We start from the raw sequence: 17682 nt of genomic DNA on the forward strand, positions 1-17682 counted from the left end.
AATCTTGCTCTGGTCCTTGTCGATGCAGACCACGTCGTGACCGAAATCTGCCAGGCAGGAACCCGACACGAGGCCCACGTAACCCGATCCAACCATCGCAATCTTCATGAAATCAACCTCATCTGGAGTAAGTTGTGATCGGGCAGAGCGCCGAAGTCCCGATCAAGTGGGTCGCCGGGCTCAGCTAATTCATTCGGCCGGAACCCCGGCCCTCGCCATCAGGTCGTCCTGCAGGTCCGCCTCGTCGAAATCGCCATGATGGGGCCTTACCAGCAGATCGGGGTGCAGGCGCGCCACGGCAAACAGCGCGATCGGCAGGATCATGGTGTTGATCACGTCCTTGATCGTATCGGCCCGCCAGCCCGCCTGTGGGTCCGGCCCGGCCGCGTAATAGTGGACGAAATCCATCCACTCGTTGCAGAACTCCAGTCCCGCCAGCGCGATCAGCGGCCAGATGCTGGCCAGCCGGGCGCGCGAATGGCGCGCGACCAGCAGTTGGATTGTCAGCGCAAAATAGACGTGCAACGCGTCCTTCGACATCATCGTGGTGTCGGACAGCCAAGTCTTGGCCCATTCATAATACTCGATAGGCTGCATCGAATGTATCGTCAGACCCGGACATGAGAAACCATTGCCCGCATGACGACGCCAACCCGACCAGAGCCGACATCAGCGCAACCGGGCGCTCGAAGCGCCTTGTGCAGTGCAACACGCATCGAGGCAACCGCGAACACCGGCGGCGCAGCAACATTTCTTCGACGGGCAACGTACGCGTAGTGATGCTGCGCGCAGGCGAACGAATCTAGCGAGGCAGCTCGCTGGCCCCCATCAGGGCTTCATCGACCGCACGGGCGCACTGGCGCCCTTCGCGGATCGCCCAGACGACCAGGCTTTGCCCGCGGCGCATGTCGCCACAGGCGAACACGCCCTCGTCGCTGGTGCGATAGTCGGTCACGTTGCCCGCGACATTGCCGCGCGCATCGAGCTCGACCCCGGCCTGCTCCAGCATGCCCTGCTTGCGCGGGCCGGTGAAACCCATCGCCAGCAGGATGAGGTCGGCCTTGAGCGTGAACTCCGATCCGGGCACTTCCTGCATCTTGCCGCCGACCCATTCGACGCGGACGCATTCGAGGCCGCGCACGTCGTTGTCGCCGACCACATTCCGGGTCAGCACCGCCCAGTCGCGCGCGACGCCTTCTTCGTGGCTCGACGAGGTGCGCAGGCGCAGCGGCCAGTCGGGCCAGGTCATCGCCTTGTCTTCGCTTTCGGGCGGCTTGGGCATGATTTCCAGCTGGGTCACGCTGGCCGCGCCCTGCCGGTTCGACGTGCCGACGCAATCCGATCCGGTATCGCCCCCGCCGATGACGATGACGTGCTTGCCGGTTGCGGTCAGCGATCCGCGCGGCGCGGCGCGCAGTTCATCGTCGCCGGCGTTGCGCTTGTTCTGCTGGGTGAGGAATTCCATCGCGAGGCGCACACCGGGCAGTTCCGCGCCCGGGATCTCGAGCTGGCGCGCTTCTTCGGCGCCACCGGCCAGGACCACGGCATCGAAATTCTCCTGGAGCGAGGCGAACGACACGCTCACCCCCACTTCGACCCCGGTGCGGAACTGGACGCCTTCGGCCTCCATCTGCATGCCCCGGCGGTTGATGAGGTGCTTTTCCATCTTGAAATCGGGGATGCCGTAGCGCAGCAGCCCGCCGATCCGGTCGGACTTTTCGAACACCGTGACCGAGTGCCCGGCGCGCGCCAGCTGCTGGGCGCAGGCCATGCCCGCCGGGCCCGAACCGACCACCGCGACCGACCGGCCGCTTTTCTTGGCGGGCACTTGCGGCGTGATCCAGCCTTCCTTCCACCCGCGATCGACGATGGCGCATTCGATCGACTTGATCGTGACCGGCTGGTCGACGATGTTGAGCGTGCACGCCGCCTCGCACGGGGCGGGGCAGATGCGGCCGGTGAATTCGGGGAAGTTGTTGGTCGAGTGGAGATTTTCCACCGCCTCGCGCCAATCGCCCTCGTACACCAGGTGGTTCCAGTCGGGGATCTGGTTGTTCACCGGGCAGCCGTTGTGACAGTACGGAATGCCGCAGTTCATGCACCGCGACGCCTGCCCCTTCAGCGCGCCATCGTCATGCGGGATGACGAATTCGCGATAGTGCTTCAGCCGCTCGGCAGGATCCGCATAGGTGCGATCCTTGCGATCGAGTTCGAGAAAACCGGTTGCCTTGCCCATGATGTTCCCTTGATCCCTTATTCGGCAGCAACGCTGGCGGCATCGAGCCGCTCGGCTTCCATCTGGCGCAACGCCCGCGCAAAATCGCGCGGCATGACCTTGACGAAACGTGGCAGCGCCGCGTCCCAATCGTCGAGCAGCGCGCGCGCCCGTTTGCTGCCGGTGTAGAGGTGGTGGCGTTCCAGCAGGATGCGCAGGCGATCCGCGTCATGGCGCAGCATGTCGCCCATGCCCGCATCGTCCACGCCGGCGGCGCGTTGTTGCGGACGGCCTGCGCCGTCGTCGTCGTCGCGCCCGGCTGACAAAGGTGCCAGATCGACCATCGCCTTGTTGCAAAGGTCGGCAAAGTTGCCTTCCTCGTCATAGACATAGGCCACGCCGCCGGACATGCCCGCGGCGAAGTTGCGCCCGGTCCGGCCCAGCACCGCGACCACGCCGCCGGTCATGTATTCGCAGCCATGGTCGCCCGTACCCTCGACCACCGCGACCGCGCCCGAATTGCGCACCGCAAAACGCTCACCGGCCACGCCGTTGAAGTACGCCTCGCCCGAGATCGCGCCGTAGAGCACGGTGTTGCCGACGATGATGTTCTCGGTCGGCTCGCGGCTTACATGGCCCGGCTGGCGGACGATGACGCGGCCGCCCGACAGCCCCTTGCCGACATAGTCGTTGGCGTCGCCCGTCAGATCGAGCGTCACGCCATGCGCTAGGAATGCGCCGAAGCTTTGCCCCGCGACCCCGGTAAAGGTGATCTGGATGGCATTGTCGGCCAGCCCGCGATGGCCGTGGCGCTTGGCCACTTCGCCCGAGAGCATGGCGCCCACCGTGCGATTGACGTTGCGCACCTCACGCTCGATCCGCACCGCCTCGCCCTTGGAAAGCGCTGCGTCGCACGCCGCGATCAGATCGCGATCGAGCGCCACCGCAAGCCCGTGGTCCTGCGTCATCGTCCAGTTGAGCGAAGTTCCGGCGACCGGTTCCACCTGATGGAGCAGGCGTGACAGATCGACGCCTTGCGCCTTCCAGTGGTGGACCGCCTTCTTCGTGTCGAGCCGGTCGACGCGGCCGGTCATCTCGGCCAGCGTGCGGAAGCCCATCTCGGCCATGATCGCGCGCAGTTCCTCGGCGACGAAGAACATGTAGTTGACGACATGCTCGGGCTGGCCGGTGAAGCGCGCGCGCAGCACCGGATCCTGCGTCGCCACGCCGACCGGGCAGGTGTTGAGGTGGCACTTGCGCATCATGATGCAGCCCGCCGCGATCAGCGGGGCGGTGGCGAAACCGAACTCGTCCGCGCCGAGCAATGCGCCGATCGCGACGTCGCGCCCGGTGCGCAATCCGCCATCGACCTGCACCGCGATGCGGCTGCGCAAGTTGTTGAGCAGCAACGTTTGTTGCGTTTCCGCCAGGCCGATTTCCCACGGGCTGCCGGCATGGGTGAGCGAGGTCAGCGGCGAGGCGCCGGTACCGCCTTCATACCCGGCAATCGTCACGTGATCGGCGCGGGCCTTGGAGACACCTGCCGCTACCGTACCGACACCGACCTCGGACACCAGCTTCACCGAGATGCGCGCGGCCGGGTTTACGTTCTTGAGATCGTGGATCAGCTGCGCAAGGTCTTCGATCGAGTAGATGTCGTGATGCGGCGGCGGCGAGATCAGGCCGACGCCGGGGGTCGAGTGGCGCACCTTGGCGATGTTCTTGTCGACCTTGTCGCCGGGCAACTGGCCGCCTTCGCCGGGCTTGGCACCTTGCGCCATCTTGATCTGGATATCGTCGGCGTTGACGAGGTATTCGGCGGTCACGCCGAAGCGTCCGCTCGCGACCTGCTTGATCGCCGAGCGCATCGAATCGCCGTTCGCCATCGGCTTGAAGCGATCGGCTTCCTCGCCGCCTTCGCCGGTGTTGGACTTGCCGCCGATGCGGTTCATCGCGCGCGCCAGCGTGGTGTGCGCCTCGCGGCTGATCGAGCCGAAGCTCATCGCGCCGGTGGCGAACTTCTTGACGATCTCGCTGGCCGGTTCGACTTCGGAGATGTCGATCGGCTCGTCCGCCGGCTTCAGCTCCATCAGCCCGCGGATGGTCAGCATCCGGATCGCCTGCTCGTTGATCGAGGCGGCGAACTCGGCGTAGTTCTTGGGGTTGTTGCCCCGCACCGCGTGCTGGAGCGCGGCAACGTTGGCCGCAGTCCACGCGTGTTCCTCGCCGCGCAGGCGCAGCTGGTACATCCCGCCCACGTCGAGCATCTTGCGGTAGATCGGATTGTCGCCCCAGGCCGAGGCATGGCGGCGCACCGATTCCTCGGCCACTTCGAGCAGGCCGACGCCCTCGATCGTGGTCGCGGTGCCGGTGAAGTACGTGTCGACGAACGCCGACGACAGCCCGACCGCGTCGAAGATCTGCGCGCCGCAATACGACTGGTAGGTCGAGATGCCCATCTTGGACATGACCTTGAGGATGCCCTTGCCGATCGCCTTGATGTAGTTCTTTTCGGCGTCGCGCGGGGTCAGCGGCACGTCGCTTTCGGCGCGGATCAGCTCGATCGTCTCGAACGCAAGGTAGGGGTTGATCGCTTCCGCGCCATAGCCGGCCAGCGCGCAGAAGTGGTGCACCTCGCGCGCCTCGCCCGTCTCGACGACCAGCCCGGTCTGCATGCGCAAGCCCTGGCGGACGAGATGGTGATGCACCGCCGCCGTCGCCAGCAGCGCGGGCATCGGGATGCGATCGGTGCTTTGTGCGCGGTCGGACAGGATCAGGATGTTCTTGTCGGCCAGCACCGCCTCGGTCGAGGCCCAGCACATTTCCTTGATCGCCATCTCGAGCCCGGCGGCACCGCTCTCCGCGTCCCAGGTCATGTCGATCGTCGCCGTGCGGAACGCGCCGTCGAGCGCATCTTCAACCGAGCGGATCTTGGCGAGATCCTCGTTGGTGAGGATCGGCTGGTCGACTTCCAACCGCTTGTGGCTGCCGGCGTCGTGGCCGAGCAGGTTGGGGCGGGGCCCGATCATCGACACCAGGCTCATCACCAGTTCCTCGCGGATCGGATCGATCGGCGGGTTGGTGACTTGCGCGAAGTTCTGCTTGAAATAGTCGTAGAGCAGGCGGCTGCGGCTCGACAGCACCGCGATCGGCGTGTCGGTGCCCATCGATCCGATCGGATCCTCGCCCAGGATCGCCATCGGTTCGAGGAACCGGGTGACGTCTTCCTGCGTGTAGCCGAACGCCTGCTGGCGATCGAGCAGCGAGCTGGTTTCCTCGGGCAGCGTGGCGGCCGCGGGCACGACCACGTCGAGATCTTTCAGCTTGTACTGCGCCTGTTCCAGCCACAGCGCGTAAGGCTCCTCGCCCGCCAGCTGCGCCTTGATTTCCTCGTCCTCGATGATGCGGCCTTCCTCAAGGTCGATCAGCAGCATCTTGCCCGGCTGGAGCCGCCACTTGCGGACGATGTTGTCTTCCTTGAACGGCAGCACCCCGCTTTCGGAGGCCATCACCACCAGATCGTCGTCGGTCACGCAGAAGCGTGCGGGGCGCAGGCCGTTGCGATCGAGCGTCGCGCCGATCTGGCGGCCGTCGGTGAATGCCACGGCGGCGGGGCCGTCCCACGGTTCCATCAGCGCGGCGTGGTATTCGTAGAACGCGCGGCGGCCCGGCTCCATCAGCGGGTTGCCCGCCCAGGCTTCGGGGATCAGCATCATCACCGCATGCGCCAGCGAATAACCACCCGCGAGCAGCAGCTCGAGCGCGTTGTCGAGGCACGCGGTATCCGACTGGCCGTGCGGGATGATCGGCCACATCTTGTCGAGATCGGGGCCGAGCAGTTCGGATTCCATCGTGCGGCGGCGCGCGTTCATCCAGTTGACGTTGCCGCGCACGGTGTTGATTTCGCCGTTGTGGGCGATGAACCGGTACGGGTGCGCCAGCTTCCAGCTGGGGAAGGTGTTGGTCGAGAACCGCTGGTGGACAAGGCCCAGCGCCGAAACGCACGCTGGATCGGCCAGATCGTTGTAGAAGCTGCCGACCTGGCCCGCCAGCAGCAGCCCCTTGTAGACGATCGTGCTGGACGAGAAGCTGGGCATGTACAGTTCGGTCACGCCCGGCAGGCCATGCTTTTCCGCCATCGCCGCCAGCGGGTTCTGCGTCTGCTTGCGGATCGCCAGCAGCTTGCGCTCGAACGCGGCCTGGTCCTCGCAGTTGGGTCCGCGCGCGATCACGCACTGGCGGATGACCGGCATCTGCGCGATCACGGCCTTGCCCAGCCCGTCGAGCGTGGTTGGCACGTCGCGCCAGCCGATCAGCTGCTGGCCTTCCTTGGCGATGAAGCGCTCGAACGTTTCGACCACGAAGTCGCGCGCCGGTTCGTCCTGCGGCAGGAAGCACATCGCCACGGCATAGTCGCCCGGCGCGGGCAGCGTCTTGCCGGTCTCGTCCGCCCAGCGCCGGAACAGCGCGTCGGGCAGCTGGATCAGGATGCCCGCACCATCTCCCAGCAGCGGATCTGCGCCGACCGCGCCCCGGTGATCGAGGTTCCGCAGGATTTCCAGCGCCTGCTGGATGATCGCATGGCTTTTGGCGCCCTTGATATGGGCGACAAAGCCCACGCCACAGGCGTCATGCTCATTGCGAGGATCGTACAGGCCCTGAACCGGCGGAAATGCCATGCGAATTTTGTCCTACATTCCGAAAGGCGGAAACGACGCGCAACTCGAATCGCCAGACAGGCGACGAAAGTTGCGCGAACCGCCATCATGGCTGCAGGAATGTTTTTTTGCAACTGCGAGACGAACGAGATCGGCGCGCTATCGCGGTAAACCGACCTTTTTGAGCGGGTTGCCTCGTCAGCGAGACCGGATTCTGGTTGCGGTCAGCGCGACCCGGTCATGCGTTGCAGGGTCGCCAGCGCCGCGCGCAGCGCGCGATCGGTCTCGGCCGGGTCGGCCGGTGGCGCGTTGGGCTGGACATGCGGCCCGTCGGCCGCGTCCGGGCCAACCGATTCGCGGTCGTCGTCTGCAACCGCAGCCAGCCCCGACGGGCGATCGAACGGCGCGGCAATGCGCGGCGCCTGGCCCGGGAAGATCACCACCGGCTCGATGGCGGTGGCCGCATCGGGCTCCTCGATGTGCAGCACGGGCTGGCGCAGCGGAACCGGGCTCATGTCGAGCAGCGACGAGTACCGCTGCTCGGCCACGTCCTCGCCCGTGGCGGCATCGGGCAATCCTGCCACGGCGGCATCGTGGTCGTCGCCGTCGTTGTCAGCGTCGTCGTTGTCAGCGTCGTCGGCATGGTCGTCCCCGACTGGCGTGACCGCACCGATCGAGCCGTTATCCTCCCCCCAATCGCCGTCGTTGTCGTCATCATGGCCGGACCAGATGGCCGGAGCCTCGCTGACAGGGGCCTCGCTGACCGGAACCTCGCTGACAGGGGTCTCGAAGGCTGCGGCAGCGGCAGCGCCCATCGGGCTGCGCGACAGGAACCGGGGAATTTCGAACGGCTCTTCGTCGTCTTCGTCAAGCGTTGCATCATCGCGATACGACAGGGTCGGCGCGACCGAATGCAGGGCGACAACGCGCCGGGCGGGAACGCCATTGTCGCGCGAATGATACGAAGCCGGCGGCGGCGCGACGGCCGTTTCGCGGGCGAGGACGGGTTCTGCGATGGCTTGATGGCCAACCGCGGGAGCGGCCTCGAACAGTTCGGGTGCAGGCGCGGGTGGCGGCAGCGGCGCATCGTATGCAGCGTCGGTCGCAGCCGGATCGGCCGACCGCCGGCGATCGATCGCGATGGCGAGACGCTCGACCAGCTGGACGGTGCCCAGGTCCTTGAGCGGCGTGCTGGCGACAGGCGGCTTCAGGACCGGGCGCGCAAAATGCGGCAGCGGTTCAGGGGCGCTTTGGTCATCGCCAAGCGGCGCAGGTTCCGATGTGACCGGCTCATCCGATGGGCCATCGGCGTGGGCAACCTCGGCATCGCCCGCATGGGCGGCATCTGAAGCATGGTCAAATGACCTGCGATCGAATGCGTGCTCGGAGGATTCCGTGTCGTGGCCGACCGGCGCATCGACGATCGCATGTCCGGACATCGGCATCGCATCCAAATGCCCGGGAACGTCCGGGTCCACGCTCGGTTCGGCGGCTGGTGCGGATCCGGCTTCTTCGAACAGTTGCAGCGGCAACGGCTCATCGTGCGCGGGAACTGGGGCAGTCGCGTACGTTTCGTGGAAGAACGGCAGTGGCGCCGATTCGTGGAAGTCGATCGGACGGCCTTCGTCGGTCAGCGCCAGCTGGCGCCGGCGGGTAGGCACGTCTGCCGCTGCATTGGCCGCACCGTCAGGCTCGCCGGCCAATTCGGCCAGATCCTCATGCGCCGACAACGGCTTGCGCGCCGGTGCGTCGGGATGGCGGTCGCGCGACCGCAGGCGCGGCGCCTCGTCATCGGGGCTGATCGCCGAATGCGCGGCGGCTGAGCCGATCGCATCCGGTTCGACCGCTGAACGTCGTGCGGCGGGATTGTAGCGGCGCTGTTTGACTCCGTGGCGCGGGCGACCGATCGCCCGGCCGATGATCAGGCCCAGCAACCCGCCGATGGCGGTCATCACCAGCGCGATCAGCGCATGCGCGGTAAAGCCCAGCGGCGGGGTCGCGGCGGGCAGCACGGTGGGCAGATGGACCGCCATGACCAGCTGTTCGATCAGCGCGGCAGGCACCACGAAACTGCCCATGCCCAGCAGAGCCGCGAACCACAGCGCGACGATCGCCGGAAACAGGCGATGCGCCGTGATCGATGGGGAACCCTTGCGCTTGGTGCTGCTCACGTGTGACCGTCCATCCTGCTGCGGTGCCCAAGGCGTTGCGGTCAGGCCGCTACGCTGGCTTTTCGCTCGTTCATCCGGGCTAGCAGCTTTTGGTAAACGTCTTGATAACGACGAACGTTGTCCGACCAATCGTGTGATTTCGCTACGAAATCGCGCGCGGTCGCCCGGCGCTGCGGCCATTGCGAACGGTCCGATAGCAGGCCGACCATCGCGCTGGCCAGCGCCGAAGGATCGTCGGCGGCAAACAATGTGCCGGTCACGTCGTGCGCGATCAGTTCGCGGTGCCCGCCAACGTCCGACGCCGCCACCAGCTTGCCCTGCGCCATCGCCTCGAGCGGTTTGAGCGGCGTGACGAGGTCGGTCAGGCGCATCGCCTTGCGCGGATAGCAGACCACGTCGGCCAGCGCGTAATAGCGGTCGACCTCGTGGTGCGGCACGCGCCCGACGAAGCGGATCGCGTCGCGCGCGGGCGACGCCAATGCCTGCGCGCGCAACTGCGCCTCGGCCGGGCCGCCGCCCACCAGCAGCAGCCGCACGCCGGGTATTCCGGCAACGATCGCGGGCATCGCCCCGATCAGGTCGTCCAGCCCCTCGTAAGGGTAGAAGCTGCCGAGGAAGCCGATCACCGGGCCATCGCCCAGCTCCAGCGTCCGGGCGAGTTCAGCGTCGCGCGGGCTGGCCTGCCCGAACAGTTCCAGATCGACCCCGTTGGGCATGATCGAAAGCTTGTTGCGGGGCACGCCGCGCGCCACCAGATCATCCAGCAGGCCCTGGCAGATCGTCACCACCGCGTCTGCCCGCGACACCACGCGGTTTTCCAGTTGTCGGGTCAGCCAATAGCGCAGCGAGCCCGCATCCCCCGTGCCGTTGCCGACCGCCGCATCTTCCCAGAACGCGCGGATCTCGTAGACCACCGGAATGCCCAGCCGCGCGCCGGCGCGCATCGCGGCGAGCCCGCACAGCGCGGGTGAATGGGCGTGGAGCACGTCGGGCCGCCATTGCGCGCAGACCGCCTCGATCCGCCGGGCGAGCGCGGCAACCTCGCGCAGTTCGCGCAAGCCGACGATGCCGTCTGCCTCACCCTGCGTGCGGTGAAACGCCAGCCCGTCGACCACTTCGGGCTCTTGCGGGGCGAGCGGGGCGGAGTGGCGCAGCCCCGTGACTGCGCGCACTTCGTTGCCCAGCGCCTGCTGCGCCTTCAGGATCGCGCGCGTGCGAAAGGTATAGCCGCTGTGCAGCGGCAGCGAATGGTCGAGGATGTGGAGCACGCGGGTCATGGTGGCGGCTTGTGCCACGCGAACGCTTAACGCCGCGTCAACCCCGTTCGCCTATGGCTGACCGCGATAGCACGACGGCGCCCGCCACGGCGTCCGAAACGACTGGGCCGGACCGGCAGTTGGACGAAAGGGCTGCAAGGCCGCGATGATTGACAACATCACCATCCTGCTGCCGCACGCGCTGCTGGCCATCGCCATCTGGCGGATGCTGAAGCGCGACGATCTGGATCACGATCCCGCGTTGCCGCGCGAACGGATCGTGCCCCATTCCGTCCGGAGAAAAGCGGCCACTCCAGCCGGAGTCGGGCCGTCCGCAATCGAACCGGCCGGAATCGCAGCGGCGGGGGCATCGTCGCCCGATGCTTAACCTGTTTTTCGTCGCCTTCGTGATGGCGTTCCTGGGCGCAGGCGTGCGCAAGCCGTTCCTGTTCGTGCTCGCCTACAGCTACATCGACATCGTCGCGCCGCAGAAAGTCAGCTGGGGCTTCCTCCAGTCGATCCCGATCTCGCTGATCGCGTTCGTCTGCGCGTTCGGCGGCTGGATGCTGACCGAGGACAAGCGCGGCACGCGGTTCGCGCTGCGCCAGTTCCTGCTGCTGGCGCTGCTGGTCTATTGCGGGCTGACCACGCGCACGGCCGATTTCCCGATCGAGGCGGCCAACAAGTGGACGTGGGTGTGGAAGGCGCTGGTGTTCGCGATGTTCCTGCCGCTGACCTTGCGCACCCGCCTGCGGATCGAGGCGATGGCGCTGGTGATGACGTTGTCGGTGGGCGTGATCGTGATCGGCGGCGGGATCAAGACCATCGCGTCGGGCGGTGGCGGCTATGGCGAACTCAAGCTGCTGGTGAACGACAACACCGGGCTTTACGAGGGCAGCATCATCTCGGCCGTCGCGATCGCGCTGGTGCCGTTGATCTTCTGGCTGATCGGCCACGGCACGATCTTTCCCAAGGACTGGCGGGTGAAGCTGTTCGGCTGGGCGCTGGCGTTCTCGTGCCTGCTGATGCCGGTGGGGACACAGGCGCGCACCGGGCTGATCTGCGTGGCGGTGCTGGCGATCCTGCTGCTGCGCAGCGTCAAGAACCGCTTTGCCTATATCGCGCTGATGGGGGTCGGCAGCCTGCTGGCGCTGACGATGGCGCCCAAGAGCTTTACCGATCGCATGGGCACGATCGAGAACCACCAGGGCGACCAGTCCGCCTCGACCCGGATCGCGGTGTGGAAGTGGACGATCGAATACGCCAAGTCGCACCCGTTCGGCGGCGGCTTCGATGCGTTCCGCCAGAACCACCTGACATACGAGACGACCACCGCCGAAGGCACCGCCAACAACGCCGCGATCGAGGGCAAGGCGATCGAGGAACACGCCCGCGCCTACCACTCCAGCTATTTCGAGATGCTGGGCGAACAGGGCTATCCCGGCCTCGCGCTGTGGCTGCTGCTGCACTTTCTCGGCATCTGGCAGATGGAGGTCATCCGCCGCCGCTACCGCAAGGATCCGCCCGAGAACTTCGGCTGGGTGTCACCGCTGGCCAACGCGCTGCAGCAGTCGCAGATCGTGTATCTGGTCGGCTCGCTGTTCGTGGGCATCGCGTTCCAGCCGTTCTGCTACATGCTGGTGGGGCTGCAGTGCGGGCTGTGGAGCTACTTGCGCCGCGTGCAGGAAGCGCATCGCCCGCCGTTTTTCGTGCGCCGTCAGCGGCGGTCTGCGGCGTTGCAGGCGGCCGCCGAACCCGCCTGACAAAGTGGCGTCCGCTTGCGCCCATCGCGAGATTGCACGCACCGCGCGAAAGGTTCATGAACCCGGTCCGAAAATACGCGACGCGAAAGGGAACGGATCCGCATGACAAGGTTAATGGCGCCACAGGACATGACAGCCCTGGTCGGCCAGACGATCGGCACTTCGGACTGGATCGAAGTCAGCCAGGAGCGGATCAACCAGTTCGCCGAAGCCACCGGCGACTTCCAGTTCATCCACATCGATCCCGAAAAGGCCAAGCTGACGCCGTTCGGCGGCACGATCGCGCACGGTTTCCTGACGCTGTCGCTGATCCCGGTGCTGACCAACCAGAGCGATTGCCCGCGCCCCGACGGCATCAAGATGGCGGTCAACTACGGCGGCAACAAGACCCGGTTCCTGTCGCCGGTGAAGTCCGGTAAACGCGTGCGCGGCCACTTCAAGCTGCTCGAACTCGATGAAAAGCGCCCCGGCCAGTGGCAGCAGACGCTGGAAATCTCGATCGAGATCGAGGGCGAGGACAAGCCCGCGCTGATCTGCGAATGGATCACGCAGTTCTTCGTGTGAGGCTGTCCGGCGCGGCGGGCCAGCCGGGCTGACGGCGGTGCCGACCCCCGGCATCGACGAGATCCTCGCGCTGGCCGCCAGCGTGAGCCTGCTCGCCGGGTGGCGGCTGTATGTGTGCGTGCTGGCGACGGGCCTTGCCATGCGGTTCGGCGTGGTGCCGCTGCCCGATCACCTGGCGGCGCTGCGCGTGCTGGCCAGCCCGTGGGTGATCGGCGTCGCCGGGATCGCTGCAGTCGCGGAATTTCTGGCCGACAAAGTCGCGTGGATCGACAGCCTGTGGGACGCGGTCCACACCTTCATCCGCCCGCTGGGCGGCGCGATGCTGGCGCTGGCGATCGTCGATCCCGGCAATCCGCAGTGGCAGGTCATCGCGTTCCTGCTGGGCGGCAGCGCGGCGCTGCTGGCGCATGGCGGCAAGGCCGGCGCGCGGGCGATGGTCAACGCCAGCCCCGAACCGTTCAGCAACATCGCGGTATCCAGCGTGGAGGACGTCGCCAGCAGCGGGCTGCTGTTCCTGGCGTTCCACAATCCGGTGACGGCAGGGGGCATCGCGCTGGTGCTGCTGGCCATCGCCTTCGGCCTGCTGCTGCTGGCGCGACACGTGCTGCGGCGCCTGTTCGGGCGCACGCCGGCGCGGGTTGATTCGGCCCGGCCTCAGTCGGGCCAGATCATCCCGCCCGAATAGCGCAACCCGCCGTCGCGATCCTTGGCGAGCAGTGCCGGGCCATCGAGATCGACCCAGCGGGCCAGCCCGGCCAGCGCCAGCGCCGGGCGGATGGCCAGGCTGGTCGACAGCATGCAGCCCAGCATCAGGTCGAGCCCTTGCGCCTGCGCGGCGCGCGCAAGTTCCAGCGCCGCCGTCAACCCGCCGGCCTTGTCCAGCTTGACGTTGATCGCACGATAGCGCCCGGCGATGCGCGGCAGGTCGGCGGCGGTGTGGCAACTTTCGTCGGCGCACAGCGGAATGGCGCAATCGAGACCGGCCAGCGCCGCGTCATCGCCGGGCGGCAACGGCTGTTCCAGCAGTTCGACCCCTTGCGCAGCCAGTTCCGCCGCGCCGGCCGCCACATCGCGGCCCAGCCAGCCCTCGTTGGCATCGACCACGATCCGCGCCAGCGGTGCCCCGCGCCGGATCGCCGCGACGCGCGCCGGATCGTCGCCATCACCCGCCAGCTTGGCCTTGAGCAGCACAAAGCCGCGCGCCGCCGCCCCGGCCGCCGCGCGTTCCATGTCGGGTGGAGCGGCGAGCGATATGGTCAGGGCCGTCGCCACCGGCTCAGGCCGGGCAAGTCCCGCAAGCACGTGCAGCGGTACGTCCAGCTGGCGCGCTTCCAGATCCCACAGCGCACAGTCGAGCGCATTGCGCGCCGCGCCCGGCGGCAGTTCCGCGAGCAGGCGCGCGCGGTCAGCGTGCGCGCCTGCTCGCGCCCAGCGCCTGATCTGCGCTATGCAGCCAGCGGCGGTTTCTCCACGATAGTAGATCGGCGTGCCTTCGCCGCGCCCGGTCACGCCATCGGCGCGGACCTCGCACACCACCACATCGACATGGGTCTTGGCCCCGCGACTGATCGTGAACGCCCCGGCGACGTCGAATCGCTCGACCCGCGCGGTGACCAGCAACGCCATGCCCTCGATACCGCGCCGTGGGGCGTCAGGCGACGGCGGTCAGCTTGGTGCCCTTGCCGCGCGCGTTGTTGCTCACGATCCACGCATCGACCACCGGCGCGATCCTGTTGCGCCAGCGCGAGCCGTTGAAGATGCCGTAGTGGCCCACTTCTTCGGCCATCAGGTACTGCTTGAGTTTGTCGGGCAGGTTGGGCGTGCACTTCAGCGCGGCCTTGGTCTGGCCGATGCCCGAAATGTCGTCGCGCTCGCCCTCGATGCACAGGATTGCGGTGTCGGTGATCGCGCCGAGATCGACCGGCTTGCCGCGATGGACCAGTTCGCCTTTGGGCAGGGCGTGACGCTGGAACACCACATCGACGGTCTGGAGGTAGAATTCGGCGGTCATGTCGCAGACCGAGCGGTACTCGTCGTAGAACACCTTGGTCGCATCGGCGCTTTCGCCATCGCCCACCACCAGGTGGTTGAACATGTCGTAGTGGCTCATCATGTGGCTGCCCAGGTTCATCGACATGAAGCTGGCGAGCTGGACGAAGCCCGGATAGACGCGGCGACCGGCGCCGGGATAGTTCATCGGCACGCGCGTGATCGAATTGTGCTTGAACCACACGTAAGGCTTGGCGACCGCGTGATCGTTGACCGCCGTGGGCGATTCGCGCGTGTCGATCGGGCCACCCATCATCGTCAGCGTCATCGGGCGGGCCGGGTTCTTGTCGGCATTCATGATCGCGGTGGCGGCCAGCGCGGGGACCGAGGGCTGGCACACCGCCATCATGTGCGCGCCGGGGCCGATATGCTCGAGGAAGCCGATGATATAGTCGATGTAGTCATCCAGATCGAACGCGCCTTCCTCCAGCGGGATCAGCTTCGCGTCGGCCCAGTCAGTGATGTAGACCACGCAATGTTCGAGCATCCGCTCCAGCGTGCCGCGCAACAGCGTGGCGTAGTGCCCGCTCATCGGCGCCACGATCAGCAGACGCGGCGCATCCTTGGGCAGCCCGGCATGCGCGAACCGCTTGAGATCGCCGAACGGGCGATGGATCACGGTAGTTTCCTCGACCGCGTGCGGCGTTCCATCGACGCTGATCGTGCGCAAGGCGAACGCAGGCTTGCCGCGCGGCGCGGCGGCGTGGGCGAACACCTCGAGCGCGGACGCCAGCTTGTTGCCCCAGCCCATGCTGGCGGGCGGAAAGCGTTCGTCACTGAGGAATTCCGCGCCGATCGACGCCCAGGCGCTGCCCGCGTTGAGCAGCGAACGCTGAATTTCATGCAAGCTGTACAGCACGGTCCATGGCCTTCGTGAAATGCCCGCAGCGGGACGGTTTGGGCTAATCTGGCCCTTTTCACGGCATTGTGCAATGCAACAATTTGTCTGTTGCACCTGCGCCCGTGCCGCCCCCCCTTTCGATGCGGCCGTGGTTGGGCTAGGCGGGCGCCATGGACGAGGGAACCCCAGTGGCCGGCAACCAGAACGACGACCTGAACAACGACCGGGCAACGCCGCCCGAATCGCAGCGGGCTGCACCTGCCGGTGCCGGGCCGGGCGAGATCGTCGATCTGCCTGTAACAGAAGCGGAACCCGCAGAGGCAAAGCCGGCGCGCACGCTTGGTCCGCTGCGGATGATCTGGCGCCTGGCGCTCCATTATCCCCGACAGCTGACATTCGCGTTGCTGGCGTTGCTGACCACTTCGGCCGCGACCATCGCGATCCCGGCACGGTTCAAGCTGATCATCGACAAGGCGTTCGGCCCGGGCGCCAATTCCTCCGCGATCGGCGATTCGTTCGAATACCTGCTGATGATCGTGATCGTGCTGGGTCTGGCCACTGCGGTGCGATTCTATTTCGTGTCGTGGCTGGGCGAACGCGTGGTCGCCGACTTGCGGATCAAGGTGCAGGAAAACCTCCTGCGCCTGCCTCCCAGCTTCTTCGAGATGACCAGCCCCAAGGAAATCTCGTCGCGGATGACCTCGGACACCGCGATCATCGAACAGGTCGTGGGCACCACCGTGTCGGTCGCGCTGCGCAACATGATCACCGGCATCGGCGGGTTCATCTACCTGTTCACGCTGGCGCCAAAGCTCACTGCCGGTCTGCTGATCGGCATCCCGCTGGTGGTCGGGCCGATCACCTATTTCGGCCGCCGCCTGCGCAAGGTGTCGCGCAGCAGCCAGGACCGCGTCGCCGATGTCGGCGTGCTGATCGCCGAAGTGCTGGGCGCGATGCGCATCGTCCAGTCGTTCGGGCAGGAAGTGCGTGAGCGCGAGCGGTTCGGACGCGCGGTCGAGGCGACGTTCGAAACCGCCAAGCGCCGGATCATCATCCGCGCGGCGATGACCGCGATCGTGATCTTCCTCGTGTTCGGCGGGATCACCGGGCTGATGTGGCAGGGCGCATTGGGCGTGGCGACGGGCCAGATCAGCGGCGGCACGATTGCCGCGTTCGTGCTGACCGGCGGCGTCGTGGCCGGTGCGTTCGGCGCGCTGACCGAAGTCTACGGCGATCTGCTGCGCGGCGCGGGTGCGGCCAGCCGGCTCAACGAACTGCTAAACGAACGCCCCGACATCGCGCCGCCCGCGCGCCCGGTCGCGCTGCCGTCGCCGCCGCGCGGCCAGCTGGCGTTCCAGCGCGTGAGCTTCCGCTACCCGTCGCGGCCCGAAGTGCTCGCGCTCGACGATTTCAGCCTGACGGTGGAGCCGGGCGAGACCGTGGCGATCGTCGGCCCGTCGGGTGCGGGCAAGTCCACGCTGTTCCTGCTGGCGCAGCGGTTCTACGATCCCAACGCGGGGACCGTGCGCATGGACGGCGTGCCGCTGGCCTCGGCCGATCCGGCAGACATCCGCCGCCGCATGGCGCTGGTCCCGCAGGACGGCGTGCTGTTTGCTGCCTCTGCGCGCGATAACTTGCGCTATGGCAACTGGGACGCCAGCGACGATGCGATCTGGGAAGCCGCGCGCATCGCCAACGCCGAAACCTTCCTGCGCGCCTTGCCACAGGGCCTCGACACCGACCTGGGCGAATCGGGCGCGCGGCTTTCGGGCGGCCAGCGCCAGCGCATCGCCATCGCGCGCGCGCTGCTGCGCGATTCGCCGATCCTGCTGCTCGACGAGGCGACCAGCGCGCTCGATGCCGAAAGCGAGCGGCTGGTGCAGGACGCGCTCGACAAGCTGATGGCCAGCCGCACCACGCTGGTCATCGCGCACCGCCTGGCCACGGTGCGCGCCGCCGACCGGATCATCGTGATGGACGCCGGCCGGATCGTCGAACAGGGCACCCACGCCAGTCTTTCGGCGTCCGACGGCCTTTACGCGCGGCTGGCGCGGCTGCAGTTCGACAATATCGCCGCCTGAGTGTTTGAAGGGCCTGTTTCAACGAGGCTGAAACAGGGCGGCACCGGCCCACTCCCCCTGCCCGACCACCCCCAAGGTATTCTG

13 protein-coding genes are annotated in these 17682 nt (G+C 67.0%); 5 read left to right on the plus strand and 8 right to left on the minus strand.

Annotated features, from left to right (window positions below; translation table 11 throughout):
- From NL2_RS20955 to NL2_RS20390, 6 genes are all read right to left on the minus strand, one after another.
- Window positions 1-108 (minus strand): NAD-binding protein (locus NL2_RS20955; protein WP_157083292.1); only part of this gene is annotated, 108 nt, incomplete at its 3' end.
- A gap of 81 nt (window positions 109-189) precedes the next feature.
- A complete protein-coding gene (locus NL2_RS20365; protein ID WP_068078476.1) occupies window positions 190-597 on the minus strand; it encodes a hypothetical protein in 408 nt (135 codons plus the stop codon).
- Between the two features lie 205 nt (window positions 598-802).
- The gene (locus NL2_RS20375) at window positions 803-2236 is read right to left on the minus strand and encodes a glutamate synthase subunit beta (RefSeq protein ID WP_068078482.1); all 1434 of its coding nucleotides are present in this window, start codon (window positions 2234-2236) and stop codon (window positions 803-805) included.
- Window positions 2237-2253: 17 nt separating this feature from the next.
- Complete coding sequence (gltB, locus tag NL2_RS20380) at window positions 2254-6894, minus strand: glutamate synthase large subunit (protein WP_068078485.1); 4641 nt, start codon at window positions 6892-6894, stop codon at window positions 2254-2256.
- Window positions 6895-7097: 203 nt separating this feature from the next.
- Window positions 7098-9044 carry a hypothetical protein gene (locus NL2_RS20385; protein WP_068078488.1) on the minus strand — a complete coding sequence of 649 codons (1947 nt, stop codon included), beginning with the start codon at window positions 9042-9044 and terminating at the stop codon, window positions 7098-7100.
- A gap of 41 nt (window positions 9045-9085) precedes the next feature.
- A complete protein-coding gene (locus NL2_RS20390; RefSeq protein ID WP_068078490.1) occupies window positions 9086-10321 on the minus strand; it encodes a TIGR04063 family PEP-CTERM/XrtA system glycosyltransferase in 1236 nt (411 codons plus the stop codon).
- Between the two features lie 145 nt (window positions 10322-10466).
- Between NL2_RS20390 and NL2_RS20395 the strand changes: the two genes are divergently transcribed.
- The 4 genes from NL2_RS20395 to NL2_RS20410 all read left to right on the plus strand — a co-directional run bounded on the left by NL2_RS20395 (window position 10467) and on the right by NL2_RS20410 (window position 13312).
- Window positions 10467-10688 carry a hypothetical protein gene (locus NL2_RS20395; protein WP_068078493.1) on the plus strand — a complete coding sequence of 74 codons (222 nt, stop codon included), beginning with the start codon at window positions 10467-10469 and terminating at the stop codon, window positions 10686-10688.
- Window positions 10681-12063, plus strand: a complete 1383-nt coding sequence (locus NL2_RS20400; RefSeq protein WP_068078496.1) for a putative O-glycosylation ligase, exosortase A system-associated — start codon at window positions 10681-10683, stop codon at window positions 12061-12063. Before NL2_RS20395 ends, NL2_RS20400 begins: the two co-directional genes overlap by 8 nt.
- A 114-nt stretch (window positions 12064-12177) precedes the next feature.
- Window positions 12178-12627: a MaoC family dehydratase gene (locus NL2_RS20405; protein ID WP_068078499.1), complete on the plus strand. Its 450-nt coding sequence runs from the start codon at window positions 12178-12180 to the stop codon at window positions 12625-12627.
- 37 nt (window positions 12628-12664) lie between these two features.
- On the plus strand, window positions 12665-13312 hold the full coding sequence (locus NL2_RS20410) for a DUF4126 domain-containing protein (RefSeq protein WP_068078502.1): 648 nt from the start codon (window positions 12665-12667) through the stop codon (window positions 13310-13312).
- Here NL2_RS20410 and NL2_RS20415 read toward each other — a convergent pair.
- Both NL2_RS20415 and NL2_RS20420 read right to left on the minus strand, forming a co-directional pair.
- Window positions 13282-14253 carry a dipeptide epimerase gene (locus NL2_RS20415; RefSeq protein WP_068078505.1) on the minus strand — a complete coding sequence of 324 codons (972 nt, stop codon included), beginning with the start codon at window positions 14251-14253 and terminating at the stop codon, window positions 13282-13284. The two genes, NL2_RS20410 and NL2_RS20415, sit on opposite strands and share 31 nt — an antisense overlap.
- 25 nt (window positions 14254-14278) lie before the next feature.
- The gene (locus NL2_RS20420) at window positions 14279-15535 is read right to left on the minus strand and encodes a polyhydroxyalkanoate depolymerase (protein ID WP_068078508.1); all 1257 of its coding nucleotides are present in this window, start codon (window positions 15533-15535) and stop codon (window positions 14279-14281) included.
- 152 nt (window positions 15536-15687) lie between these two features.
- Here NL2_RS20420 and NL2_RS20425 point away from each other — a divergent pair, with 152 nt between their 5' ends.
- Window positions 15688-17598: an ABC transporter transmembrane domain-containing protein gene (locus NL2_RS20425; protein WP_068078511.1), complete on the plus strand. Its 1911-nt coding sequence runs from the start codon at window positions 15688-15690 to the stop codon at window positions 17596-17598.
- The last annotated feature ends 84 nt before the right edge of the window (window positions 17599-17682 follow it).

Origin of the sequence: Novosphingobium lentum NBRC 107847, from assembly GCF_001590965.1 — a bacterium.
In the GTDB taxonomy this organism is placed as follows: Bacteria; Pseudomonadota; Alphaproteobacteria; order Sphingomonadales; family Sphingomonadaceae; genus Novosphingobium; species Novosphingobium lentum.